The organism is Ochrobactrum chromiisoli, assembly GCF_026241335.1.
Taxonomy (GTDB): domain Bacteria; phylum Pseudomonadota; class Alphaproteobacteria; order Rhizobiales; family Rhizobiaceae; genus Brucella; species Brucella chromiisoli.
Window position 1 is genome coordinate 21,745 of record NZ_JAPHAV010000006.1, and the last position, 24,362, is coordinate 46,106.

The window sequence follows — 24,362 nt, forward strand, 5'->3', positions numbered from 1 at the left end:
TAAACCTAAATCGGTGCATGCTTTTTCCAACGCCCCTTGTGACGGGTCGCCTTGAGCGACGCTATAAAAGATTTCTGGCCGATGTTACGCTTGATGATGGGCGTTTCATCACCGCTTCTGTTCCCAATACCGGTTCGATGCTTGGCCTGACCGCGCCCGGCTCCCGCGTTTGGCTCAGTGTCTCAGACGCTCCGCATCGCAAATATCCGCATACACTCCAGATCGTTGCAGCCGACAATACCCTTGTTGGCGTCAATACTGGCCTGCCAAATAAAATTGCCGAAGAAGCCATCTTGGCAGGCATGATTCCCGATTTGAAAAATTACGGGCTTCTCAAGCGCGAACAGAAATATGGCCGCAACTCACGCATCGATATTCTTCTTGATGAAGGGGACCGCCCCCGCGCCTATGTGGAAGTAAAAAATGTGCACTTCATTCGCACCCCTTCCCTGGCCGAATTTCCCGACACCGTCACTGCGCGCGGTGCAAAACATCTTGATGAACTCATTGATGTTGTATCCGCTGGCCATCGAGGCGTGATGGTGTTTATTATCCAGCGGAGCGATTGCAACAGATTCAGCATCTCCGGCGATCTTGATCCGGCTTATGCACGCGCATTTGAACGCGCACGCGCGGCAGGGGTTGAGGCCTGGGCGATTCGATGCCAAATATCAGATAAAGGCATCCATGCTGGGACTTTGGTGCCAATAGTATATGAGAAAGACGAGTTGAGATGGTGACTTATATTGAGGCGACGAGCGCACCGATGAAATACACGGGGCAAATCAGGCTTTACGGCCCCGAAGCCTTTGAAGGTATGCGCAAGGTCTGCAACCTGACCGCCCGTTGCCTCGACGCGCTCAACGACATCGTCAAGCCAGGTGTGACAACCAATCAGATAGATCGTTTTGTGTTTGAGTTCGGCATGGACCATGGCGCTTTTCCGGCGACACTGAATTATCGCGGTTATACAAAATCGACCTGCACATCCATCAATCATGTGGTTTGCCACGGCATCCCTGACGACAAGCCACTGCGGGAAGGTGAAATTGTCAATATCGACGTTACCTATCTGCTTGATGGCTGGCACGGCGACTCAAGCCGCATGTATGCGGTGGGTGAAATCAAGCGAGCCGCTGAACGCCTTCTGGAAGTAACCTATGAAAGCCTCTTGCGCGGTATTGCTGCGGTCAAGCCCGGTGCGAAGACCGGCGCGATTGGTGCCGCAATCCAAACATATGCAGAAGGTGAACGCTGCTCAGTCGTTCGGGATTTCTGCGGCCACGGCGTCGGTCAGCTTTTTCATGATGCGCCCAATATTCTGCATTATGGCACCCCTAATGAAGGCGTCGAGATCAAGGAAGGCATGATCTTTACGATTGAGCCGATGATCAATCTCGGCAAGCAGGGTGTCAAAGTTCTGGCAGATGGCTGGACTGCGGTTACACGCGACCGTTCGCTGACCGCACAATATGAACATACTGTCGGCGTCACCAACGATGGTTGTGAAATTTTCACACTGTCGCCGAAGAATATATTCGGGCCGCCATCCATGCGGTAAAAAGAGAATGAATTCTGTTTCTGCGGGGGTTCAAACAGAATGGCACCCAAAAATAAGAAACCGGGAAGTTTTGACCTTCCCGGCTTTAATGAAGGTATTCATTTAACGGCTCAGGTTGAAAAGCCGCATCATATGGGGCATCGCGAGCGGCTGCGGCAACGCTTTAAAGCAGCGCCCGATGCACTGGCCGATTACGAACTGCTTGAATTGCTGCTTTTCCGTGTTATCCCGCGCGCAGACACAAAGCCACTCGCGAAGTCTTTGCTCATCCGTTTTGGCTCTCTTGCAGAGGTTCTGGGCGCACCGGAAAAGCTTCTCGCGGAAACGCCGGGAATCGGCCCTTCAATCGCCCTTGAGCTTAAAATCGTTGAAGCTATGGCCAAACGCTCAGCCCGTAGCACCGTGATGGAGCGTGAAGTGCTTGGCTCGTGGAGCCAGGTTATTCAATATTGCACAACGGCCATGGCCTATGAAACGCGTGAGCAATTCCGGGTATTATTTCTCGACAAAAAGAACCGCCTCATTGCCGATGAAGTTCAACAGCAGGGCACCATCGATCACACACCCGTCTATCCGCGCGAGGTCGTAAGGCGCGCACTTGAGTTGTCTGCGTCAGCAATTATCGTTGTTCACAATCATCCGTCCGGCGATCCCACGCCATCGCGTGCCGACATCGAAATGACCAGGATTCTGATTGACGCCGCAAAACCAATCGGCATTGCGCTGCACGACCACATAATCATCGGCAAGCACGGTCATATCAGCATGCGTGGTCTGAAGCTGATCTAAAGCGAACCCGAAAAATGGGAACCAGCTTTCGGAACAGGTTAGGCTTGAAAACAAAAAGAAATGCTTTGGGTATGGTTACCTTTCATTAAGCATGTGAACGAAAACGCATGCTTACATCGACCGACCCGTTCGAATTTTCTTAAATTTAGACACAATCACAGGCGACGAGAGAGGCAGTCCGGGATCCGGGTTTCCGCCCCGCCCCGAAAAGAGTTCAAGCATATTTCCCGGCAGCGTTTTGACGGGAAAACTGGAGTAAAAAATGTTGAAGCGTTTCTATACCGCCGCTGCTTTCGGTGTCGCACTTGTTGCTTTTTCTGGGCCGTCATTTGCGGCCGACATAATGGACAACAACGACTATACCTATAACGAGCCCGCAGCATCGGGATCACACGACTGGTCAGGCAACTATATCGGCGCACAGATCGGCGCCTCCTCGTCGCGGGTTCCGGGTCCATTCACCAACCGCACAGGTTTGCTCGGCGGTGCCGTGATTGGTAAAAACATGCAGAGCGGCAATCTTGTTTTCGGCGGCGAGCTGGAAGGCAATTTTGCGGAAGCCGAACATCGTATCGGCAACGGTGGCAGCCTTCAGCAGTCGTGGAACGGCAACGCCAAAGGCAAGGTCGGCTATGCAATTGACAAGACGCTTATTTATGGCACCGCCGGCTATGGCGTCACGAAGTTCAAGGCAAAAGACGCAACCACCTCGGCACCCGGCTGGCAGGGCGGCGCATTGATCGGCGCAGGTGTTGAGCAGGCTATCTCCGGCCCTATCTCGGTCAAGGCTGAATATGACTTCCAGCGTTTTAACGACGTGAAGTCAAAGGTAAACGGCGTTACGCAATATAACAATCTTAAGAACCATTCGATCAAGGCCGGTGTAAACTACCGCTTCTAAAGCATGTCGCGGAAAAGTGGGAACTGCCTTCGCGTGGAAATCAGTCCGCCGGGCTGATTTCTATTCCCACTGCGAACCATAATATAATTGTCCACACAGCCAGAGCATTTCCTGTTTTGATTGAACCTTCGGAAATGCTCTGGCCGTTTTTTTTACGCATTATCCCACGCAAAACCGCTTCACACTTTTGCTGGAAATGCTCTAGTCTTCGGGGCCGCGGCGGGCATTATCGCCATCATAGCCGCGCCGCCAGTAAGCAACGATCAACTGCTTATCTTTCGGAATATGACGCTCTTTGCGCATATAGGTTCGGATTGCGCGAAAAGCGTTAAATTCGCAGCCTGCCCAAACATAGATATTTTCTTCACCTTCAGGCAATTCAACCGCACGAACAGCGTCCTGCAAAAGCGTTGTCGTTCCGGCTTCCTGGCCGTTGCGATGCAGCCATTGCAGATCAACATCAGCCTTTGACGGAATGCTCTGCTCTTCCGCAGCACTATCAATCTCAACACGGACAACGGCCTTAACGCCTTCTGGAAGGCGTTCCAGAATGCGCCCGATTGCTGGCAGCGCTGTTTCGTCACCGGCCAACAAGTACCACTGTGCATCGTGAGCTGCATCACCGCCACCGGGGCCGGTCATGCCGACAATATCACCCGGCTTGACGCTCATTGCCCAACCGGACCCCGGCGCATCACAATCATCGCCATGGACAACCATATCGATATCAACCCAACCGGCATCCACATCGATCCGGCGAATTGTATAAACACGCGCCACGATCTGCGCTTCACCTTCCGGCCAGACCGGACGGCCGTCCTCCCCCATGAGTGGCCATTGCGGCTGAGCCAATGCTTTTTGCGGGAAAAGTAGACGGATATGAAGGCCATGTTGCGAAAAACGTTTCAGATTTTCACCCTGCAAACGCACACGGCGCATATGCGGCGTTACATTGGAAACCGAAACAACCTTCATTTCGCGGAAATAAGGCAGCAACTCTCCGGCAGCGCCATCACCCACCCAGCGGATCTTCGGCAGAGTATCGTTCTTATCGAGAAATTCCAAAATATGCGAAGCAATCGACAGCTTCATATAGGCAAGGCCGGTATCATCGTCGCTGCGCACATCAACATCAACCGCTTCGTCATTCCAGCGCACATTTGCCTGTCCAAATGTCAAAACGAGCTTAGCGCTGCTTTCGTTACGCTCCACATCACCATGCTCGTCAAAATGATCCAGCAACTGCTTGACGATACGATCGGGGTTGTCGAGTGCGATACGAGCGTTGGCGTTCAGGCTCAATTCGGACATGCCTGTCTCCTCATCAGAAATAACGACCAAGCAGTAACCGAATATAACATGACGATTCAAGTCATCATTTATCTTTGATACCGCAATAAATTGTGACGGGCAGTGCCTGACGCCATGCATCAAAAGAACCAAGTGCGCCCGCATGGGCGACTTGCAACCGCGTCAACTCACCACCATGCTGTTGACGCCAATTGAAAAGCTGCATTTCACTTTGTAATGTAACTGCATTGGCAACAAGACGCCCACCGGGTTTTAACGCTGCCCAGCAGGTTTCAATCACACCTTTGTCTGTCACGCCTCCACCGATGAAAATTGCATCTGGCGGTTCAAGACCCCGCAGCGCTTCAGGCGCATTGCCGTTCACCAGCTGTAAACCAGGTACGCCAAGCGTGCGTGCATTGCGCTCAATGATGCCCTGCCGTGTTTCATCAGCCTCAATAGCAATCGCCCGGCATGATGCATGCACGCGCATCCATTCAATACCAATCGAACCACAACCCGCACCCACATCCCATAAAAGCTCATGCGGCAGCGGCTGCAACCGCGACAGCGTCACGGCGCGGATATCGCGTTTTGTCAGCTGGCCGTCATTCTCAAATGCCTGATCCGGCAAACCGCTGACGGGTGAAAAAACGACGGCACCGCGTGAAGCGATACATTCAATTGCCAGCACATTGAGATCGGCGCAGGTTTCATGTGACCAATCATCAGCATTACAGCTGATAGATTTTTCCTTCGGTCCGCCGAGACGCTCAAGCACCGTCAAGTGGCTTTGGCCAAAACCTTTTTCTTTGAGCAGCGATGCGGCTTTTGCAGGCGTCGTGCCATCATTGCTCAGCACGAGAATTTTCTCGCCGGGCAAGACGTGCGCTGCCAACAGTTCAAACGGGCGCCCGTGAACACTAACCACGCGCACCTCTTGCAACGGCCATGCCATACGGCTTGCGGCAAGCGACAAGGACGAAGGAAAAGGAATGATCTGCATATCCTGTTTCGAGAAATGACGGCTCAGCGATGCGCCCATGCCATAAAACATAGGATCACCGCTCGCCAACACCACAACCTGCCGCCCGCGCTGTGCCTCGATCATCGGAAATGCATTTTCAAAAGGCGACGGCCATGCAATCTGCTCGGCGTTAATACCCTCATTGAGAAACGCCAGATGCCGCTTGCCGCCAAAAATCACATCAGCATTGATAAGCGCGTTGCAGGCATTCTGTCCAAGACCCGCAAGCCCATCTTCACCAATACCAATAATTGTCAGCCAGCGCCTCATAAGCCTTGCTCCTTTTCCTTGTTCGTATGGCGACGCTGTAGCAAGTGCAAGCACGAAGGCGTATAAGACCAATATGTTGAGCCAGCAAAACAGCCAGACTATTGCTACCAGACCCGACCGGCGCAATGCCTGTCCGGGGCTTTCGCGCATGGTGATGAGCAAGGACGGCGCGATTGCCCGCATCAAGCTGAAACTCGGACGGCTCAGTGTGGCACAGGCTCAAGCCATCGCAGACATCGCCGAACGCTTTGAAACGGGTGCAATTGAATTGTCGATTCGCTCCAATATCCAGCTTCGTGGCATTCATCCCGATGTCTGGCCCGATGTGATTACCGCACTTCATGAGGCGGGGCTGGGTGCCAAAAATGCGGCAGCCGATGATGTTCGCAATGTCATGGTCAGCCCGACTACCGGCATTGATCGCGGCCAGATCTGCGATGTGACCGGCCTTGCTACAAATCTGCTCTCCGTCGTGCAGGAAAACAAAACCTATCATGCGCTGTCGTCCAAATTCTCGATCCAGATCGATGGCGGCGAAGATTGCGCGATGGTTTCGCATCCCGGCGACATCTGGCTGTCAGCAATTGATTGCGGCAAAGCCTATGTGTTTGGACTGGCGTCCTCGCCAGACAAACAGGCGCATGGGGCAGTTTCAAGCCAAAATGCCCTGCCCTTCATCGAAGCGCTGTTACAACATTTCCTTGCGGCTCGCCAAAAAGGCATCGCACGGATGAAACACCTCTTCGACATAATGCCGGTTGAAGAATTTCTTCGAACACTTCCATTTGAATTTGATGCACCGCCAAATTGGCAGCGCAAAGCCCCCACCGCGCACGCGCATCTTGGTTTGCATCAACAGATCGGCGGCAAGTTTTATATTGGTGCGATGCCACTGCTTGGTCGCCTGACACCGCAGCAACTACGAGGATTGGCCCGGCTTACAAAACACGCGCTGCACCTCACGCCTTGGCAAGGCATTCTGATACCGCATATTGCGGAAGCGGAAGGGCAGAGCATCCTAGGCAAACTTCACGCGCTGGGCCTCGCGACCGAGCCTACCTCGCCAGCGGCCCGCCTTCGCGCTTGTTCCGGCTCCAAAGGCTGCGCTTCTGCGCTCGCAGATACCCAGGCAGACGGTGAAGCGCTTGCACGCCAATTAAAAAGCGATACCGCGCAGATTCACATCACCGGCTGTGCCAAATCCTGTGCCGCGCTTTCACCCTTGCCTCACACACTTCTTGCGCTCTCCCCAACGCATTACGACCTATTTTTGCAAGACAAGGCTGGACCAGCACGCTTCGGGCGGCTATTGGCGTCAAACATCACCATTGATGAAACAGCAAAGCTGCTGAACAAATAAAAAAGCGGGCGCCATGACAGTTTATATCCGCGACGGGCAAGCCATTTATGACCGCTCCTTCGCCATCATCCGCGCTGAAGCCGATTTGAGCCGCATACCTGCGGATCTCGAAAAGCTTGCCGTGCGCGTGGCACACGCATCTGGCATGGTCGATATCGTTGAAGACATCGTCTTCTCAGAAGGTGCAGGACAGGCCGGACGCGAAGCTCTAGCGAAAGGTGCGCCGATCCTCTGCGATGCGCGCATGGTTGCAGAAGGGATCACCCGTTCACGTCTGCCAGCCAATAATGAAGTGATCTGCACGCTGAACGACCCGTCGGTCCCTGAGCTGGCGAAAGGGATCGGCAACACACGCTCTGCCGCAGCCCTTGATCTCTGGCTCCCGCACCTTGAGGGCAGCGTTGTTGCTATCGGCAACGCGCCAACCGCCCTCTTCCGCCTGTTTGAAATGCTGGATAGTGGTGCGCCCAAGCCCGCTCTTATCATCGGCATGCCGGTTGGCTTTGTCGGTGCAGCTGAATCCAAAGACGAACTGGCTGAAAACAGCCGTGGTGTCCCTTTCGTGATCGTACGCGGACGGCGCGGCGGCAGCGCCATGACCGCAGCCGCCGTTAATGCACTTGCTTCGGAGCACGAATAATGGCCCCAAAAGGCAAGCTCTATGGTCTGGGCGTCGGCCCCGGCGATCCTGAACTCATCACGCTCAAAGCGCTGCGACTGCTCAAATCCGCTCCTGTCGTCGCCTATCACGCAGCCAAGGGCAAAAAGGGCAATGCACTGACGATTGTCGAAACCTATCTGTCATCCGAGCAGACTTTGGTTCCGCTCATCTATCCGGTGACGACCGAAAAACTGCCGGCGCACATGGATTATGAGCAGATCGTGAGCGATTTCTATGTCGAGATCACAACGACGATTGCAAGCCATCTTGATGCAGGCCGTGACGTGGCCGTGATCGCGGAAGGCGATCCGTTCTTCTATGGATCGTTCATGTATATCCATGACCGATTGGCCGAAAAATACGAAACGGAAGTCGTACCTGGCGTTTGCTCTGTTTTGGGCGCTGCTGCCGTGCTCGGCGCGCCTTTGGTCTATCGCAACCAGACCTTGTCGATCCTTTCGGGCGTTATGAGTGCGGAAGAGCTGAAAAACCGCCTCGCAGCTACAGAGGCCGCAGCCATCATGAAACTCGGCAAAAATCTCGACAAGGTACGCGCTGTGCTGACCGAACTTGGGTTGATGGATCGTGCGCTTTATATCGAGCGCGCAACCATGCAGAACCAGCGGATTGCCCCTTTAACCGAGGTCAGCGGCAGCGATTGCCCATATTTTTCGATCATTCTCGTTCCGGGCAGCAAATGGAACGGTGCATGAAGCCTGCAATTTTGATCTTGAGCGAAGCAGCAATCGCCACAGCACGCAACGTGCAGTCAGCACTTGAAAATGCGGAAGTCCTGGGACTTGAAAACCGCGTTACGAGCGCAGACAAGCATTTCACGCATTTTGGCGATACAATCCGCGCACTTTATGAAGAAGGCCGACCTGTTATCGCTTTGTGCGCTTCCGGCATCATTATTCGCGCGCTTGCATCCCTTCTGCAAAACAAGCGCATAGAGCCTCCGGTTCTGGCCGTTGCAGAAGATGGCAGCGCGGTCGTGCCATTGCTTGGCGGGCTGTCAGGCGTCAACGATCTGGCACGCACTATCGCTGATGCGCTGAAGGTCGCCCCCGCCATAACAACGACGGGCGAGTTGCGCTTCGGCATCAACCTGCTTCATCCTCCGGCAGAACTAACACTCGCCAATCCGGACAATGCCAAGACGTTCATGTCCGACCTGCTGGCAGGGCAAAAGCTACAAATCAATGGCAAATCCCGCTGGCTTGCGGCATCAAAGCTGCCGCTTGCTGGCGATGGGCAACTGATAATCAGCATCACGCCTGAAATCCGCACGCCACAGGCCAATGAGCTGATCTATCATCCACGAACGGTTGCGATCGCTATCGAAAAGCCGACCGAAGACCTGACGAGCCTCATCAAGCAAGCCTTCGACAATTCTGACTTGTCTATAGACTCACTGGCTTTGCTTCTCGCTCACGAGAAAGATTGCGCATCGTTACATATTCATCAGGCAGCAAAAACACTGAAAGCGCCATTGCGCTTTGTTGCAAGCGATGCCGATCTCGTGACGGCCTCTATCGAAAACCCTGTTCACCACACAGTGACTGAAACCCTGACGATGGCCGTTGCATCTACTCCTGCCGATGTTCTGTTTATCGGGCGTAAGCGCGGCAAGCTTACTGTTATTGGTCTTGGACCCGGCTCCCGTGATCTGATGACACCAGCGGTCCAGCGTGATCTGGAACAAGCCGAAGACGTGCTCGGTTATGAAACCTATGTCCGCATGGCGGGCCCTTTCCGCGACGATCAACTCATCCATATGACCGACAATCGCGAAGAAATGCAGCGTGCACGCCATGCATTTGAGCTCGCAGTTTCTGGTCGCAATGTGGTTATGGTATCTTCCGGCGATCCGGGCGTATTTGCCATGGCAGCAGCGGTTGTCGAGGCATTGCATGAATCAAACGATCCGGCATGGCATGGTGTTGAATTGGTCATTCAGCCGGGTATTTCCGCAGCAATGGCCGCAGCGTCCCGCATTGGTGCACCGCTCGGACACGATTTCTGCATCATTTCGCTTTCGGACAATCTCAAGCCTTGGGATGTGATTGAGAAGCGTCTGGCGCTGGCAGCGCAAGCCGATCTTGCCATGGCGTTCTACAATCCGATTTCCAAAGCTCGCCCGCATCAGCTGGGCCGCGCACTGGAGATTCTGCGCCAATATCGCGACGCAGAAACGCCGGTCGTGCTTGGTCGTGATATTGGCAGACCCGCAGAAACAACCCGTGTGGTCACTTTGGGCGAACTCACACCCGATGATGTTGACATGCGCACAGTGGTGATTATCGGCTCATCACACACGGTGCGTTTTCCCCGCGCGGAAGGCGGAGAGTGGGTTTACACGCCACGCTGGTACGGCGAAAAACCGGACAAATGAAAAACAAAAAGGCAGGGAAATCCCTACCTTTTTCGCAACTTACAATGATTTATTGAATCAATTCTTCTTCGATTTTTTCGGTGCTGGCGCAGCCGATGCGGCCTTAGCAGCAGCAGCTTCCGCAGCCACCTGATCAGCGCTCTTTGGCGACGTATCAACAACAGAGCGAACGGAACCATTCGCAGAGACCTGACAAACCGCCGTGCGCAGATCAACCTTAAGGTCAACGATTGTACCACCACCAGCTGCCGGACGTGAGTTAACAGCGCTGATAACGCGCTCAGGCAGGAAATACTTGTTCGCAGCAGCGGTAATGCAAGGCTGTGCCAGCGAAGAATCAACTGTCGATGTCGGAATAAAACGCGGCAGGGAAATGCTGGAAGCTGTTACCGGCGCTTCAGACTTGCCGGGAACCGTTGCGTTCTGCGTCGTTGTTGTACAAGCGGCAGCCAATGGAGCCAGCATCGCAATAAAAAACAAACGGGCTCCGTTGCGGGTGCATCCGTACATGATCAACCTCTTATGGTCTGCTGATTGGTTAAAAATTTAATTTTGATAACTATTCGCTTTTAGCCAATTGTCGAGTGGCAGGAAGGCCACAATGCCGGTTTTTCGTTGAGCATCCCCAACGACCTCATCATTGTTTCGTGAATATCCAGTTCAGCATCTCGCGCCAGTCGCTCATGCGGATGGGCGTGCCATGATTGCCACTCTCAAAGCGACGGAACTGTACCGGATAACCCGGTGAGCGTTTGCCGATATCCCGGTAAAATGCTTCCTGCTTATCGATGGCGAAAACCGGATCGCGACTGCCATGGCCGAAAAACACCGGCACCCGCTTTTTGAAAGCTGGCGACTTGAAAAAGCCATCGTCCCACAGCGATCCCAACAGGATAAGGCCTGAGAGCTGATTGCCGGCTTTTTCGTTAGACGCTATGCGCCAGCAAAGCGCCCCGCCCTGCGATCCGCAAGCCAAAACGAGTGGCGCAGATGGCGAAGTCGCTTTCGCGGCTTCGATAAGCCCAGCAATCTGTGCCTCCCCCATTGCCCCAAAGTCCTTGAAGTCTGGCGTCAGATAAAGCCCACCATTCAGAGCTGCCAGATTTTTAATGCGGTTGAAATTGCCGCCAAAGGTAAAATCATTCACGCCCTGCAAACGATTTCCGCCACGCCCGTGCAGATAGATGACGATAAAGGATGCGCCTTCGCGCTTCCCCACAGCCATGGCCTTAACCGGACCTGCGGCCGTTTGAAATGTGACGTCCTTTTGATAGGCACGCGCCTTTAGCGAAACATAGGCATCTTTCACGCGTTTTTCAGGCACGGCATCACGACCGTTGATGTCGCGCATTTCATTGTAATCAATGACTTTGTAATTGCCATTATCCGCACTGCTAAGCACAGAAGGGTAGGCAAAATAATTATCTTTAAACGGCGGAAGCGGCCCTTGCGCGAAGGCAGACGTGTTGAAGGCCAGCAGAAGCCCTGCACATAATCCAACGCGTTTGCGCATTGTACCTCCCAAAGAACCGTTCAAAGTTCCAGCCTGTGATAACGGCGATTGAGATAGATTAGCGCTTCTTCATCACCATTGGAGCGCAATCCCACCACTTCGCCGAATAGCACATGGTGTGTCGAATGATCCTGCACGCTCAAAACCCGGCAATCGAAAACCGCCAATGCGCCTTTCAGCGTCGGCGCGCCTGTTGCAATCACGTCCCACTCGGCAAGCTGAAAGCGTTCATCCTGCGTAAGACCGATACGGCCTGAAAATGCGTCAGCAAGCTGCTGGTGTGTTCCCGCCAGCGTATTGACCGCAAAAACACCATTTTCCATGAAAATCTGGTTTTCTGGATGGGATTTTTGCAAGCAAACCAGAACCGTGGGTGGATTATCCGAAACCGAGCAGGCAGCGGTCAGTGTAAGCCCACGACGGCCAGCCGAGCCAGCAGTCGTAACAAGCTGAACAGCTCCAGCATAATGGCTCATCGCATCGCGATAAGTCTTTGGTTCGACCGATACAATAGTTGAGGTAGTGTCTTTATCCGTTTGCACGTCAGCAAGCATCCGTATTATCTGTCAGGCTTCCTGAAATTATTGTCTCTTTGCCTGTATACCTATACGGGCATTGCACAAAGGCGAGGAAACCGCTACCCACTTTTCGTTGAATTATCCATGAAATATTTAAAGAAGATAAAGCGCGTGATGAAGTTAAAGCCATTGCCGGAAAAAATAACAGCGGTTTTCCGCCTGCAATTGCGTATGCTCAGCCGGAAAAAAATCGTCACTCTGTCTCTATTGGCTTTTACACTGTTTTGCTTGCCAGTCTCAGCGCAAGAAAATGCAACTGACATGCGCATTGGCATTGCAGCCCCTTTAAGCGGTAGCTTTACCCCGCTCGGAAACCAACTCGTGGAGGGCGCGCGCGTAGCAGCAGCTGCAAAACACGCCGAGCTTGTTGTTGCAGATGACCGGTGCGATGCGGAAGGTGGCAAGGCAGCAGCAGAAACTTTTCTCAAGGAAAAGGTGACGATTGCGACGGGCTTTCTTTGTTCTGAGGCGCTGGAGGCAGCCCTTCCCATTTTGCAAGAGCGAGATATTCCCGTTATCACCTCTGGTATAAGCGATCCAACGCTGACTGAAAAACGTGCCTCAATCCCGTTTGCTGTTTTTCGGCTTACAACGGGGCTGGATAAGGAAACGCGTGCAACCGGCAGTTTTCTGGGAAGCCTCTGGCGCGCACAACCCTTTGCCGTGATCGACGATGGCACCATCGAGGGTCGTGAACGTGCCGGACAGGTTCTGGCACACCTGAAAGACCAGCAACTCCAGCCTGTTTTCACGGATACCTACCGACCTGGCCTCGAAAATCAGAACGCGCTTGTCGCGCGACTGCGTCGCGCAGGCGCAACACATGTCTATGTTGGGGGCGAGCGCGATGACATTGCAGCCATCGGCAAAAGCGCTGCAGCGCTCAAATATCCACTGGTCATCGCAGGCGGCAGCGTGCTCAATGCGGCGCCCGGCGCTCAACCACTGAGCACTGAAACGCTGATGATTGCACCTTTAAAGCCGCAGGATCTCGCGACAGCAAAATCGGCCGTCGATGCAATCACTCAGGCAGGCAAGCTGGCAGAAGCTTATTCCGTCACGGGCTTTGCCACCATTGAACTTGCAGCTTCCGCGCTCAACAAAGCCGCAGAACAAAAGCAACCGCTCATGGATATCTTGCGCGACAGTTCATTTGAAACCGCACTTGGCACAATCAAATTCGATGGCAACGGTATGCGCAGCGATAATCCCAATCGCCTGCAGCGATACAATGGTCAGCATTTTATACTATCCGACCAATAAGCCCTATCAGACTGGCGGCGATAATAAGCCCGGTCATGATGCTCATCATGGACCAATACAGCGAAATTGCTGCGTCTATATCGGCTGCATCAGCGTCGCGCTTACCCTCACCGTAAAACAGCGGCGCTTCAACCTTTTCCGATCCATATTGGCGCGGTCCGGCAAGTGCCAGTTGAAGCGCACCGGCAAAAGCCGATTCCGGCCATCCTGCATTGGGTGAACGATGCAGTCGCGCATCGCGCCACATAATGGCAAGTGTTCTTTTTCCGGCTTCTTTATCGACAGTAAATGCAGCAGCCACTGCGGCCAGCAATCCCGTCAAACGTGCCGGAATATAGTTTGCGACATCATCCAAACGGGCAGCGAAGCGCCCAAAATGACGATAACGGTCACTGCGATGACCAATCATCGAATCGGCTGTATTGATGAGTTTATAGGCAAACAGCCCCGGCAATCCGCCCACCAGAAACCAGAAAGCAGGGGCAACGATGCCATCCGACGCATTTTCCGAAAGGCTTTCAATCGCCGCGCGACTGACGCCCCCTTCATCCAGCTGCTCCGGGTTGCGCCCAACAATCATCGAAACAGCTTTGCGACCCCCCTCGATGCCATTTTCACGCAAGCCAGCGGCCACCGCTTTCACGTGATCAGCAAGGCTTTTCTGTGCCAGAAACACCGCGACGATGACGATCTCGACCAGCGCGCCTGCGGTGCCGAGAAAAGGCAGCAGGTAGCCCAGCGCCAGCCCCACAAGGATACAGGAAATCACCAGACCAATGATCAGCCACATACCATTGCTGCGCAGTGCATTAACGGAAAGACTGTGATCATTGAGACGTTTTTCGCCCCAACTGATTGCCTTGCCGAACAGAACCACCGGATGCGGAATTCTCTGCCAGAGTTGCGGGGGATCGCCCACAACCCGATCCAGAACAAGCGCTAAAGCAAGAATAATCAGCTTTATTTCCATGGACTTGATGCGCTTTCCTGAATCATTTTCTTATGCGGAGAATATCCCGCAATGCCTGTTCCAATCGCATAAGACCAGCCTGATCAGGCGCCAGTCCGATGCGCAACCAGTCAGGTGCATAGGCAAACTTTCGGACAAGAATATGCCGCTCACAAAGCGCATCGTAAATTCCATGCGCATTTTCATGGGCAACGAGCGCAAAAAGCGCCGTGCCACCGACTTCTATGAGCTGACAATGAGCGAGCGTTGTAGCCAACTCAGCTCGTCTTTTATCAATGCGTTGGTGAAATGCCTCAAGCTCAACACCACCCTCAAAAGCGTTGAGCGCAATGGCAAGCGTCGGCCCTGCCACGGCCCATGGACCGAGCCTGTCTGCAACGCGCTTCACAAGGTCATCATTTGCCAGCAGGAACCCAAGTCGAACGCCTGCAAGGCCAAAGAACTTGCCAAAGGATTTGAGCACGACCAGCGGCGCATGCGCCGCATGTCGCGCAATACTCACCTCCGGATGTGGATCGGCAAAAGCCTCATCCACAACCAGAAAACCACCACGCTCACCAAGCTTTCGCGCAAGCCCCAGCAAATCAGGCCGCGCAACAATCCGCCCATCCGGGTTATTCGGGTTGACGATTGTGACCACCCGAGCATCTTCTGGAATGTCGTCAAGGGTCGCACATTCGACCACATTCCAGTCAGCCGCTGAAAAAGCTGCTGCATGTTCCTGATAGGTCGGTCCCAAAATAGCGACAGTTGAAGGCGCGCACAATGTTGGAATAAGCTGAATGAGCGCCTGCGTTCCGGGGCTGGCAACGATTGGCGCATTCTGATCTGCTTCGTAATAGACACGCGCCGCATTAAGAACCCGCTCTAACAACCCCTCGTCCGGCAAGCGGTTCCACAAGGGGGCTGTCAATTCCGGCAACGGAAAATGTTCGGGATTGATGCCCGTTGAAAGATCAAGCCAGTCTTTCGCCGCGCCGCCAAAACGCGCAATAGCCCTATCTAGCGCTCCACCATGCTCAATAGTCATCTTCAGGCATTCTCTCCAGAAAAATCAATCACATGCATGAAGGACCCCGCAACTGACCCTACGCGCAACCCCGCCTCTCCCAGCCCTTCACCCAACGCATCGCGCACGCGGAACAGCCGTTCAGCCTCACCTTCTCGCACGATGCTTGCATAGTGAAACTCATGTGCCGAAAGTGGCACCTGCCATGGCGAACCCGCGAGAGGCTCCAGCTTGCGATAACCGAGGTGCATTTTGCGTTTGGCAAAGCTTGTTTCAAGCGGCAGCAGTCCAAGCATCGGATACTTCACGCGAGAGGAATCTTCCAGCGTCTCACCCAGCACCATATAGCCACCACACTCGCCGTAAATGCGCACGCCACGACCCCCAGCGCGTCTCATGCCATGTTGAAAGTGCTTCGCCTGGCTCAGTTTTCCGGCATAAAGCTCAGGATAGCCACCGGGCAGATAGATAGCGTCAGCGCTCTCATCAGGCGCTTCATCGCCAAGTGGTGAAAAGAAAGAAAGCTCTGCACCACGCCTGCGCCAACCTTCAAAAAGATGCGCATAGGCAAAGGCAAAAGCATCGTCGCGTGCCACTGCAATGCGGCTTCCAAGCGGCGTGAGGCGCGGAACATTGGCCATTGCGGCATGCTGCTTCGGCCCAGACCAGATATGCTCTAACGCCGAAAAATCAATACGCGCATCAACCACATCCGCAGCATGCTCAAGGAAACGTTCCAGATCACCATGCTCACCTGCCTGAACAAGACCAAGGTGACGCGATGGCAGAACCAGCGCTTCATCGCGCGGGACTGCACCAAGAACGCTAATACCAAGCGGCTTGATGGCTTCGCGCAGCATAGCCTCATGCCTGCCGCTGCCAACGCGGTTAAGGATTACACCCGCAATCAGCACATCTTTGCGAAACTGACTGAAACCCGAAATGAGTGCCGCAATCGAATGAGATTGGCGCGCGCAATCGACCACCAGCACCACCGCCAAATCAAGCGTTCGCGCCAGATCGGCCGATGAACCCTTCCCGTCAAGCGCCCCGTCGAAAAGCCCCATCATACCTTCGACAACAAGCAGCTTGTTGCCCTCAGTCATGCGGGATGAAAGCGCACTGATCAGCTCTGGCCTCATGGCCCATGGGTCAAGATTAAAGCAATCCACACCGCTCGCAGCCTTATGGTAGGCAGGATCAATGTAATCAGGACCGGCTTTTGCCGGTACCAACGCCTCACCGCGCCGCTTGAGCGCACGCAACAATCCAAGCGTCAAAGTGGTTTTGCCTGATCCAGAAGCAGGGGCTGCAATCAGAAAACCTTTCATGCGCTCTCCTCCTTGTTAAGATGAAGCGGATCATTGGTCAGCTTTCGTCCCTGAGACGCACCAAGCCAGTCAAGTCCGGAACGAAGTTTTACAACCTCGCCCACAACCACGATTGCCGGAGGCTTGAGACCTGACTTTTCCACATCTGCAACCGCACGCGACAATGTTGTCTCCAGAACAACCTGCTCAGGCAAGCTGGCATTACAGACGAAGGCCATCGGCTCATCCGGTGAGCGCCCTGCTGCCATCAATCGGCCGGTGATAAGGTCGATATGCTTCATCGCCATATACATCACGATAACCGGAGAAGACTGCGCGACACCTTCCCAATTGATACGATCCGGCATCAGTCCCGTCGCATCATGACCCGTGAGAAACGTCACCGACTGGTTGATGTCGCGATGCGTGGCCGCAATTCCCGCATAGGCGAGACCACCAATACCCGCAGTAATGCCCGGCACGATGCGAAATGGCACGCCGTGTTCAACAAGCGTCAGCGCTTCCTCGGCACCGCGCCCAAAAACAAACGGATCACCGCCTTTCAAGCGCAGAACCTTCTTGCCTTGTTTAGCCAACTCCACCAGTCGCAACGAAATATCGCGCTGTTTTGGCGAAGGCTTGCCGCCGCGTTTGCCTGCATATTCAACACATGCCTCATCCCGCTTCAAGGAAAGGCAGGCTTCATCGACCAGCGCATCATAGACGATCACATCCGCCTCCCGCAGCGCATTGACTGCGTGCAGTGTCAGCAAACCCGGATCACCCGGCCCGGCACCAACAAGCCAGACATGCCCCGGCTGCATCGAAGGCAAGCGCACTTTGCTCTTCGCAACAATACATTCCGGCGTATGTTCGGGCTTATTCATCGTCATCAACCATAATTCTATCTGGCGGCACAGCTATCAGATACATTATAAGGCGTCCATGAACGATGAAACCGCCCCTTCGAATAAAAGCCCGGAAAAAACAGAGCTGCGTCGCGGCTGGACGACGGGCGCCTGCGCCACAGCCGCAACAAAGGCCGCACTGACTGCGCTGATTACCGGCGAATTCCCCGATCCTGTCGGCATCATACTGCCAAAAGGCGAGGTCCCCTATTTCCAGCTTGAATATGAAGGGCTGGGCGAAGGCTATGCCATGGCAGGTATCGTCAAGGATGCAGGCGACGACCCGGACGTCACACACGGCGCGACAATTATCTCAACGGTTTTCCCTGCCCCTCCCGGCACTGGCATTGTGTTTCAGGCAGGCGAAGGCGTCGGCACAGTCACGCGTCCCGGTCTGCAAATCCCGCCGGGTGAAGCAGCGATCAATCCAGTTCCGCGCCGTATGATGACCGAAATTTGTGAACAGATTTGCGCTGAATATGGTCTGCCTGCCGATCTGGTGATTACGATCTCTGTTCCGGGCGGCGAGGAAATCGCGCAAAAAACGTGGAACCCGCGCCTTGGTATCGTTGGCGGCATTTCGATCCTGGGCACAACAGGTGTTGTGCATCCCTTTTCCTGCTCGGCTTGGATTCATTCGATCCATCGCGGCATCGATGTGGCGCGTGCTGAAAAGCAAAAGCATGTGCTCGCTGCGACAGGCTCAACGTCCGAAGACGCAGCACAGGCACTTTATAATCTGCCGGATTTTGCCATTCTCGATATGGGCGACTTTGCGGGTGGTGTGCTCAAGTATTTGCGCGAACACCCCATCGACAAGCTCACCATTGCAGGCGGCTTTGCGAAGCTGACAAAGCTTGCTCAGGGCGAACTTGATCTTCACTCCTCGCGCTCACAAGTCGATAAAAACTTTCTCTGGACCATTGCCGAAAAGGCCGGTGCGCCAAACGACATGAAGGACCGGATTCTTTTTGCCAACACTGCACTGGAAGTGCTTGAAATGACTCAAGGCATCGACATGGCGACGCCGATCGCCGAAAAAGCCAAGCAAGTCGCGCTTGAAACCCTGCGCGGCGCGCCTGTTGAAGTCGAAATTATCGTGACGGATCGCAAAGGCAATATCCTTGCCCGCCTCTAAAATACTCATTCTTGGCGGCACAGCGGAAGCAGCAAAGCTTGCTTCCGCACTCAATGTGCTGCCCGTCGAAGCCATCACGTCCCTTGCGGGCCGAACAGCCAATCCAGCTGCAATCAACGGCAAAGTGCGCACAGGCGGCTTTGGCGGCGCAGAGGGACTGGCCACCTATCTGGCAACCGAGAAGATTAATCTTCTGATTGATGCAACACATCCCTATGCAACGCGCATTTCACACAATGCTGTTTGGGCGTCCAGTATGGCAAAAATTCCGCTATTGCGGCTCGAACGCCCGGCATGGGAAAAGGAAAACGGCGATAACTGGATTGACGTCGCAAATGAAGCGCAGGCCGCAACGATAATCCCCGCTGGCGAGCGTGTTCTGCTCGCACTGGGCCGACAACATATTGCGCCCTTTGCAGAGCGAAGCGATGTTCACTTCATCATGCGGATGATCGACCCGCCGGAAGTAACATTGCCTCGCGATTGTGAAATCGTTCTGGCAAAGCCCGAAAGCTATGAATCCGAGAAACAATTCCTGAGCGAACGAAAGATCGGCCTGATTGTCAGCCGCAATTCCGGCGGCAGCATTTCTTACGCAAAAATCAAAGCAGCGCGTGATCTTGCCATACCCGTCATGATGATCGCTCGCCCCCCCGTGGAAGCCAAAACCGTTGTCGCTACCGTAGAAGAAGCAATTGAATTTACACGTTCCGTTTTAAGGTTTTGAGCGCGCAATATGGCTGTGCGCTTCATGATAAAGCGCTGAATCACGGAAGTTTTGGGGATCAAGTCCGCGCCCGACAAACACCATTGCCGTTCTTTTCACGCCTGAAACTGCAACTTTCTCAACAATATCCGACAGTGTTCCGCGCAAGATCTGCTCATCTGGCCAACCCACGCGATAAGCAACGACCACCGGGCAATCTGCCCCATAAAGTGGCGCCAGCTCCGCCTCAATCTTCGCAAGATTGCGGATCGACAGATGAATCACCAAAGTCGCACCGGATTTGCCCAATGTGGCAAGATCTTCACCTTCCGGCATGGCGGATGATTTTACCGAAGTGCGCGTGAGGATAATGCTCTGATTGACTTCGGGAATCGTCAGTTCCTGCTTCATGGCAGCCGCAGCCGCAACAAAAGCCGGGACGCCCGGCGTCACATCATAAGGAATGCCCAGCGCATCAAGCCGGCGCATCTGTTCAGCCATCGCGCCGTAAATCGACGGATCGCCTGAATGGACGCGTGCAACATCATGCCCTTTGGCATGAGCGGCCTCAATTGCTGCAATGATTTCATCCAGCGTCAGCGAGGAACTATCAATCAGCAACGCGTCTTCTGGTGCAGATGCAACAACCTCTTTGGGCACCAGCGAGCCTGCATAAATGCAGACCGGACAGTTTTCTATCAGTCGCAGACCACGCACGGTGATGAGATCTGCGGCACCGGGACCGGCTCCAATGAAATGAACTGCCACGTTTTCTTCCTCTGTTCAGGCATTCCGAATGCCTGGCAGGCAGCAGAAAAGTCAATCTTTTTCAGGCAAAAGTCCTTGAATATCATTAAAGATCGACTGCCACTCTTCCGGCGTCAGCTCGAAGAAGTTGAAGCTTCTGAGCAGAAATGCACCCTCATTGGCAATAAACGCCAGTCGCGCGCGCCTGCCTTCTGGCGTTGAAACATCAAGACCATCCCACTGTTTGCGATACCATGTCCGGGTTTCATCAAGATACTGGGAGTTGGGAATAAGGCTCGCGATCATAGCGGCAAACCGAGAATCGTCCTCAGCATCGCTTTCGCGTGTCACCGCGATATGGGCTGCGATGTGCGAAATCGCGTCTTGCTTATGCTGCTTGCGCGCTGTCACCAGATCGTCGAACCGGCCGCCCCACCGCTCGATCATGGCTTTCATCAACCCGTCTTTGTTACCAAAACAATATTGCACGCCGCCTTTTGTGACGCCGGAAGCTTGCGCCACCGCATCCATGGTCAGAGCAACGATGCCACCTTCGGCAACCAGCTTCTCGGCCATATCAAGCACATGATCACGGTCGATTGAGCGCGGACGGCCAGTTCTTTGCAATTTCTTACTTTCCATACAGGTGGATTTATATTATGTCAGCCACCCTGACAAGTTTGAATACGTTCGTATTGAAAAGGTATAATCCAATGTTGCCGCAAAATCGCTGGCTCGTTCTCGCAATAGTTTCCAGCGCACTTTTCCTCATCGTTGTGGATATGACAGTGCTTTATACAGCATTGCCACGCCTCACCCATGATCTCGCGGCAAGTGCTTCCGAAAAGCTCTGGATCATGAATATCTACCCGCTGGTGGTGGCAGGACTGTTGCCGGGCCTTGGCACACTGGGCGACAAGCTCGGCCATAAGCGCATGTTCATGAATGGTCTGGCCGTGTTTGGCCTTGCATCGCTTTGCGCGGCTTATTCTCCAAACCCGGAAGTGCTGATTGCAGCCCGCGCATTCCTTGCCTGTGGTGCGGCGATGATGATGCCTGCCACACTGTCGATTATCCGGCTGACCTTCACCGATGAAAAAGAACGCTCGCTTGCCATTGGTATCTGGGCGGCAATTGCTTCGGGTGGCGCTGCCATCGGTCCTGTCGCAGGCGGTATCCTGCTCGAATATTTCTGGTGGGGTTCCGTATTTCTGATCAACGTGCCCGTTGTTTTGGTGGCGCTTGCTCTTTCGGCCTTCAACCTCGAAAATCGCCCACTTGGCTCCCAGCGCAAATGGGATCTCATCGGCTCGATCCAGATCATGATCGGCCTGATCGCGCTGACCTACTCCATCAAGGAGCTCGCCAAGCGCGACGCATCAATGGCTGTCTTTGCGAGCGCTTTGATTATCGGTCTCATCGCAACGACCATTTTTGTGCGCCGTCAGCTTTCAAGCAGCGAACCGTTGATTGACTTCTCGCTGTTCAAAAACCGGCTTTTCGCTACAGGTGTGTTTGCGGCGCTTGTTGCATCGGGTTCGATGACCGGCATGGAGCTGGTTTTCAGCCAGCGTATGCAGTTGATCGAAGGCATGACGCCGTTGCAGGCTGGTCTGATGATCCTGCCAATTCCGCTTGCAGCTTTCGTCGCAGGGCCGCTGGCTGGCATGATGTTGCCACGTCTTGGTGCAGGCAAGGTGCTCTGGGCGTCGCTCGGCATCACTGCTCTTGGCGTAGTGATCTATATCCTCACCTACAAGCTCTCAGCGCATTTCTATCTGGCAGGGCTTGCAGTCTTAGGTTTTGGCGTTGGCTGTGCAATGACAGGCGCATCGTCATCAATCATGAGCAACGCTCCAGCCGAGAAGGCTGGTATGGCTGCCTCTGTCGAGGAAGTGTCGTTTGAACTTGGCAATGCGCTGGGCGTGACAATTTTCGGTAGCATTCTGTCGGCCTTCTATACCGCCAGCCTTATTTTGCCGGTCAGCGCGGATATTCCGTCTGTTGCACGCGATAGCCTTGATGAAGCGCTTATCGTCGCACAATCAATGCCTGCTACCGATGCAGATAGCTTGATTGCGCTTGCATCGCAGGCATTCGAAAATGCCTATGTGGCCGTCATTATGACCACCGCTGCTTTGCTGATCGTTGCAACCGTTGCAACTTACATCGCGCAACGCCGCAAATTGCTCTGATTAGGAAGTGCCATCGCCAGCGCGGCGGTGGCACGACCTTCCACCGTCTTCTCGATAATAAGAGCGGCATTCGTCCCTGCGGCAGCAAGTGCTGCAGATTCCGCAACGCCATGGCACCCCACCGACGCAAACACCACGTCCGACGGATTTTTCAACCTTGGTGTTTCTTGCTCAAGTTGCCCGGCATCAAAAAATCGCAGCTCACAGCCATAATGCGCAGCAAGCTCCAGCCAGACCGGATCACCCTGCTTGGTGGCAAGCGTTGCAATGACTGTCGGTCGATTCAAACCTGCTTTGCTCAGAACCCTGTCTGCCAACGAAACGAGTTCTTCCAAGCGCACGCCTGACGAACAGCCCATCCCAAGAGCGGCGCGTTTTTCCTTAGACCGCACGAGGGGCCGGATTATGCGCTTCTCTGATATCTTCAGCTGTAATGCCGAGAATATCAGCAATGCGCTTGATCATTGCTGTTTCCGACTGATCAACATGATCATCCGCACGCGCAATCCGCACCAGGTCACGAAGCAGTGACGAACGGCGCTCAGGCGCCATTTCAGCCAACATCGAAGCCGCCTGCTTTGTAGTCGTCTCATAGCCAAAGTCTTTGAGATATTCTGTCACTTCCGGCAGTTCTTCTGCTGAAATGCCAAAGTTCTCGGAGACAATCTGCCTGAAAGCCGCAATTTCTGCCGGGTGACGATCACCATCGGCAAAAACCACATGAAGCAGAAGAAGCAGTTCCGAAGCGAGTGCCGGATCTTCGGCAACACGCTGCACAGCACTTTTTTTGCTGAGAAACGCAGTAATACGTTCGAAAATGCTTTCGCTCATGGATGATCGTCTCCTGATATCAAATAGACTTGCATTGATAATGCTGCGCGAACCGAAAAACAACGCTGGCCTTCATTGGTTCCCTAAAATAGCTGTCTGGCGCAATGAGACCGTCTGCACTATGTTGCCTCAACTTTTGGCGGATCCTCTCCATGCTTGAATTTTTCGATACCTTGACGCTCCTTTTGACCATGGCCGCTTTCATTGCGGGCATCATCGATTCTATTGCAGGCGGAGGCGGCATGATCACGATACCCGCGCTGCTGCTCGCTGGCATCCCACCTGTCGAAGCACTCGGCACAAACAAGCTGCAAGGCCTGTTCGGCTCTTCCTCTGCAACCATCGCCTACGCGCGCAAAGGGCATGTGAACATCAAGGAACAATGGCCGGAAGCCATTGCATCACTGGTCGGTTCTGTTCTGGGCGCGCTTTTAGCAACCGTCCTGCCCGTCGATATCATGCGGGCAGCATTGCCAATTCTGCTGATCGCGATTGCCATTTATTTTGCAGTGAAACCAAGCCTTGGCGACGTGGATCGCGCACGCCGTATGGGACCATTCCTGTTTGGCGTTACGCTGGTGCCACTGATCGGCTTCTACGACGGACTGTTCGGACCCGGCACCGGCTCATTCTTCATGTTAGCGTTCGTAGCCCTTGCAGGCTATGGCGTGCTGAAAGCCACCGCTCATACCAAGCTGCTTAACTGCGCATCCAATATCGGCGGCTTTGCCACCTTCGCGCTTGTTGGCACAATCAACTGGAAAATTGGCATCTGCATGGGCATTGCGCAGTTCATTGGCGCACAGATTGGCGCGAGCCTCGCTATGAAGATCGGCTCGCGCATTATCAAGCCACTGCTCATCGTGGTGAGCCTAGCACTCGCCGTGCGGCTTCTGATGGAACCAAGCAATCCACTCCGGCAATGGCTGGGCTTCTGAAT

26 protein-coding genes are annotated in these 24,362 nt (G+C 54.0%); 13 read left to right on the top strand and 13 right to left on the bottom strand.

The genetic code is table 11. The annotated features are described in order from the left end of the window. The first annotated feature begins 17 nt into the window (after positions 1-17). From sfsA to OPR82_RS13015, 4 genes are all read left to right on the top strand, one after another. Positions 18-740: a DNA/RNA nuclease SfsA gene (gene sfsA, locus OPR82_RS13000; protein WP_265985275.1), complete on the top strand. Its 723-nt coding sequence runs from the start codon at positions 18-20 to the stop codon at positions 738-740. Then, on the top strand, positions 734-1,561 hold the full coding sequence (gene map / locus OPR82_RS13005; protein WP_265985277.1) for a type I methionyl aminopeptidase: 828 nt from the start codon (positions 734-736) through the stop codon (positions 1,559-1,561). Before sfsA ends, map begins: the two co-directional genes overlap by 7 nt. A gap of 39 nt (positions 1,562-1,600) precedes the next feature. Further along, positions 1,601-2,350: a RadC family protein gene (gene radC / locus OPR82_RS13010; protein WP_265985279.1), complete on the top strand. Its 750-nt coding sequence runs from the start codon at positions 1,601-1,603 to the stop codon at positions 2,348-2,350. Positions 2,351-2,612: 262 nt separating this feature from the next. Then, the gene (locus OPR82_RS13015; RefSeq protein WP_265985281.1) at positions 2,613-3,251 is read left to right on the top strand and encodes an outer membrane protein; all 639 of its coding nucleotides are present in this window, start codon (positions 2,613-2,615) and stop codon (positions 3,249-3,251) included. 201 nt (positions 3,252-3,452) lie between these two features. Here OPR82_RS13015 and OPR82_RS13020 read toward each other — a convergent pair whose 3' ends face one another. Then, on the bottom strand, positions 3,453-4,562 hold the full coding sequence (locus OPR82_RS13020) for a siderophore-interacting protein (RefSeq protein ID WP_265985283.1): 1,110 nt from the start codon (positions 4,560-4,562) through the stop codon (positions 3,453-3,455). A 64-nt stretch (positions 4,563-4,626) separates the two neighbouring features. Further along, positions 4,627-5,838, bottom strand: a complete 1,212-nt coding sequence (gene cbiE, locus OPR82_RS13025) for a precorrin-6y C5,15-methyltransferase (decarboxylating) subunit CbiE (protein WP_265985285.1) — start codon at positions 5,836-5,838, stop codon at positions 4,627-4,629. A 73-nt stretch (positions 5,839-5,911) separates the two neighbouring features. Here cbiE and cobG point away from each other — a divergent pair, with 73 nt between their 5' ends. From cobG to cobJ, 4 genes are read left to right on the top strand one after another with little or no spacing between them, the layout of a single operon-like run. After that, positions 5,912-7,198, top strand: a complete 1,287-nt coding sequence (cobG, locus tag OPR82_RS13030; RefSeq protein ID WP_265985287.1) for a precorrin-3B synthase — start codon at positions 5,912-5,914, stop codon at positions 7,196-7,198. A 13-nt stretch (positions 7,199-7,211) separates the two neighbouring features. Beyond that, the gene (locus tag OPR82_RS13035) at positions 7,212-7,838 is read left to right on the top strand and encodes a precorrin-8X methylmutase (protein WP_265985290.1); all 627 of its coding nucleotides are present in this window, start codon (positions 7,212-7,214) and stop codon (positions 7,836-7,838) included. Next, a complete protein-coding gene (locus tag OPR82_RS13040; RefSeq protein WP_265985292.1) occupies positions 7,838-8,572 on the top strand; it encodes a precorrin-2 C(20)-methyltransferase in 735 nt (244 codons plus the stop codon). The genes OPR82_RS13035 and OPR82_RS13040 overlap by 1 nt, the downstream gene beginning before the upstream one ends. Beyond that, complete coding sequence (gene cobJ / locus OPR82_RS13045; protein WP_265985294.1) at positions 8,569-10,254, top strand: precorrin-3B C(17)-methyltransferase; 1,686 nt, start codon at positions 8,569-8,571, stop codon at positions 10,252-10,254. Before OPR82_RS13040 ends, cobJ begins: the two co-directional genes overlap by 4 nt. Before the next feature lie 57 nt (positions 10,255-10,311). Here the strand turns inward: cobJ and OPR82_RS13050 are convergent, their stop codons facing one another. From OPR82_RS13050 to OPR82_RS13060, 3 genes are all read right to left on the bottom strand, one after another. Then, complete coding sequence (locus OPR82_RS13050; protein WP_265985296.1) at positions 10,312-10,764, bottom strand: hypothetical protein; 453 nt, start codon at positions 10,762-10,764, stop codon at positions 10,312-10,314. Between the two features lie 127 nt (positions 10,765-10,891). Next, entirely contained in the window at positions 10,892-11,767 is an 876-nt protein-coding gene (locus OPR82_RS13055) for an alpha/beta hydrolase (RefSeq protein ID WP_265985297.1), read from the bottom strand. 20 nt (positions 11,768-11,787) lie between these two features. Next, positions 11,788-12,321 (bottom strand): flavin reductase, encoded by a 534-nt coding sequence (locus OPR82_RS13060; RefSeq protein ID WP_265985299.1) that lies wholly within the window; start codon positions 12,319-12,321, stop codon positions 11,788-11,790. Positions 12,322-12,516: 195 nt separating this feature from the next. Here OPR82_RS13060 and OPR82_RS13065 point away from each other — a divergent pair, with 195 nt between their 5' ends. Beyond that, on the top strand, positions 12,517-13,608 hold the full coding sequence (locus OPR82_RS13065) for a branched-chain amino acid ABC transporter substrate-binding protein (protein WP_396997795.1): 1,092 nt from the start codon (positions 12,517-12,519) through the stop codon (positions 13,606-13,608). On the opposite strand, the gene cbiB is transcribed toward OPR82_RS13065, so the two are convergent. The 4 genes from cbiB to cobA are packed head-to-tail and all read right to left on the bottom strand — an operon-like array spanning position 13,589 to position 17,784. Further along, entirely contained in the window at positions 13,589-14,578 is a 990-nt protein-coding gene (gene cbiB / locus OPR82_RS13070; RefSeq protein WP_265985304.1) for an adenosylcobinamide-phosphate synthase CbiB, read from the bottom strand. The genes OPR82_RS13065 and cbiB overlap by 20 nt on opposite strands. A gap of 22 nt (positions 14,579-14,600) precedes the next feature. Next, positions 14,601-15,614: a threonine-phosphate decarboxylase CobD gene (gene cobD / locus OPR82_RS13075; protein ID WP_265985479.1), complete on the bottom strand. Its 1,014-nt coding sequence runs from the start codon at positions 15,612-15,614 to the stop codon at positions 14,601-14,603. Continuing rightward, positions 15,611-16,918 carry a cobyrinate a,c-diamide synthase gene (locus tag OPR82_RS13080; protein WP_265985306.1) on the bottom strand — a complete coding sequence of 436 codons (1,308 nt, stop codon included), beginning with the start codon at positions 16,916-16,918 and terminating at the stop codon, positions 15,611-15,613. The genes cobD and OPR82_RS13080 overlap by 4 nt, the downstream gene beginning before the upstream one ends. After that, positions 16,915-17,784, bottom strand: coding sequence for a uroporphyrinogen-III C-methyltransferase (gene cobA, locus OPR82_RS13085; protein ID WP_265985308.1), 870 nt, complete (start codon positions 17,782-17,784; stop codon positions 16,915-16,917). Before cobA ends, OPR82_RS13080 begins: the two co-directional genes overlap by 4 nt. Before the next feature lie 58 nt (positions 17,785-17,842). Here cobA and OPR82_RS13090 point away from each other — a divergent pair, with 58 nt between their 5' ends. Together OPR82_RS13090 and OPR82_RS13095 are read left to right on the top strand one after the other, a co-directional pair. Then, positions 17,843-18,943 (top strand): cobalt-precorrin-5B (C(1))-methyltransferase, encoded by a 1,101-nt coding sequence (locus OPR82_RS13090; protein WP_265985310.1) that lies wholly within the window; start codon positions 17,843-17,845, stop codon positions 18,941-18,943. Continuing rightward, entirely contained in the window at positions 18,930-19,670 is a 741-nt protein-coding gene (locus tag OPR82_RS13095; RefSeq protein WP_265985312.1) for a cobalt-precorrin-6A reductase, read from the top strand. Before OPR82_RS13090 ends, OPR82_RS13095 begins: the two co-directional genes overlap by 14 nt. Here the strand turns inward: OPR82_RS13095 and cobM are convergent. Next, on the bottom strand, positions 19,659-20,417 hold the full coding sequence (gene cobM, locus OPR82_RS13100; protein ID WP_265985314.1) for a precorrin-4 C(11)-methyltransferase: 759 nt from the start codon (positions 20,415-20,417) through the stop codon (positions 19,659-19,661). The genes OPR82_RS13095 and cobM overlap by 12 nt on opposite strands. A gap of 51 nt (positions 20,418-20,468) precedes the next feature. Next, positions 20,469-21,023 (bottom strand): TetR/AcrR family transcriptional regulator, encoded by a 555-nt coding sequence (locus OPR82_RS13105; protein WP_265985316.1) that lies wholly within the window; start codon positions 21,021-21,023, stop codon positions 20,469-20,471. Positions 21,024-21,109: 86 nt separating this feature from the next. Between OPR82_RS13105 and OPR82_RS13110 the strand changes: the two genes are divergently transcribed. Beyond that, on the top strand, positions 21,110-22,591 hold the full coding sequence (locus tag OPR82_RS13110) for an MFS transporter (RefSeq protein ID WP_265985318.1): 1,482 nt from the start codon (positions 21,110-21,112) through the stop codon (positions 22,589-22,591). On the opposite strand, the gene OPR82_RS13115 is transcribed toward OPR82_RS13110, so the two are convergent. Together OPR82_RS13115 and OPR82_RS13120 are read right to left on the bottom strand one after the other, a co-directional pair. After that, positions 22,561-22,950: a cobalamin biosynthesis protein gene (locus OPR82_RS13115; protein ID WP_265985480.1), complete on the bottom strand. Its 390-nt coding sequence runs from the start codon at positions 22,948-22,950 to the stop codon at positions 22,561-22,563. The two genes, OPR82_RS13110 and OPR82_RS13115, sit on opposite strands and share 31 nt — an antisense overlap. Before the next feature lie 22 nt (positions 22,951-22,972). Next, entirely contained in the window at positions 22,973-23,422 is a 450-nt protein-coding gene (locus OPR82_RS13120; RefSeq protein ID WP_265985320.1) for a tellurite resistance TerB family protein, read from the bottom strand. Between the two features lie 152 nt (positions 23,423-23,574). Here OPR82_RS13120 and OPR82_RS13125 point away from each other — a divergent pair, with 152 nt between their 5' ends. Then, positions 23,575-24,360: a TSUP family transporter gene (locus OPR82_RS13125; RefSeq protein WP_265985322.1), complete on the top strand. Its 786-nt coding sequence runs from the start codon at positions 23,575-23,577 to the stop codon at positions 24,358-24,360. Positions 24,361-24,362 lie beyond the last annotated feature (2 nt).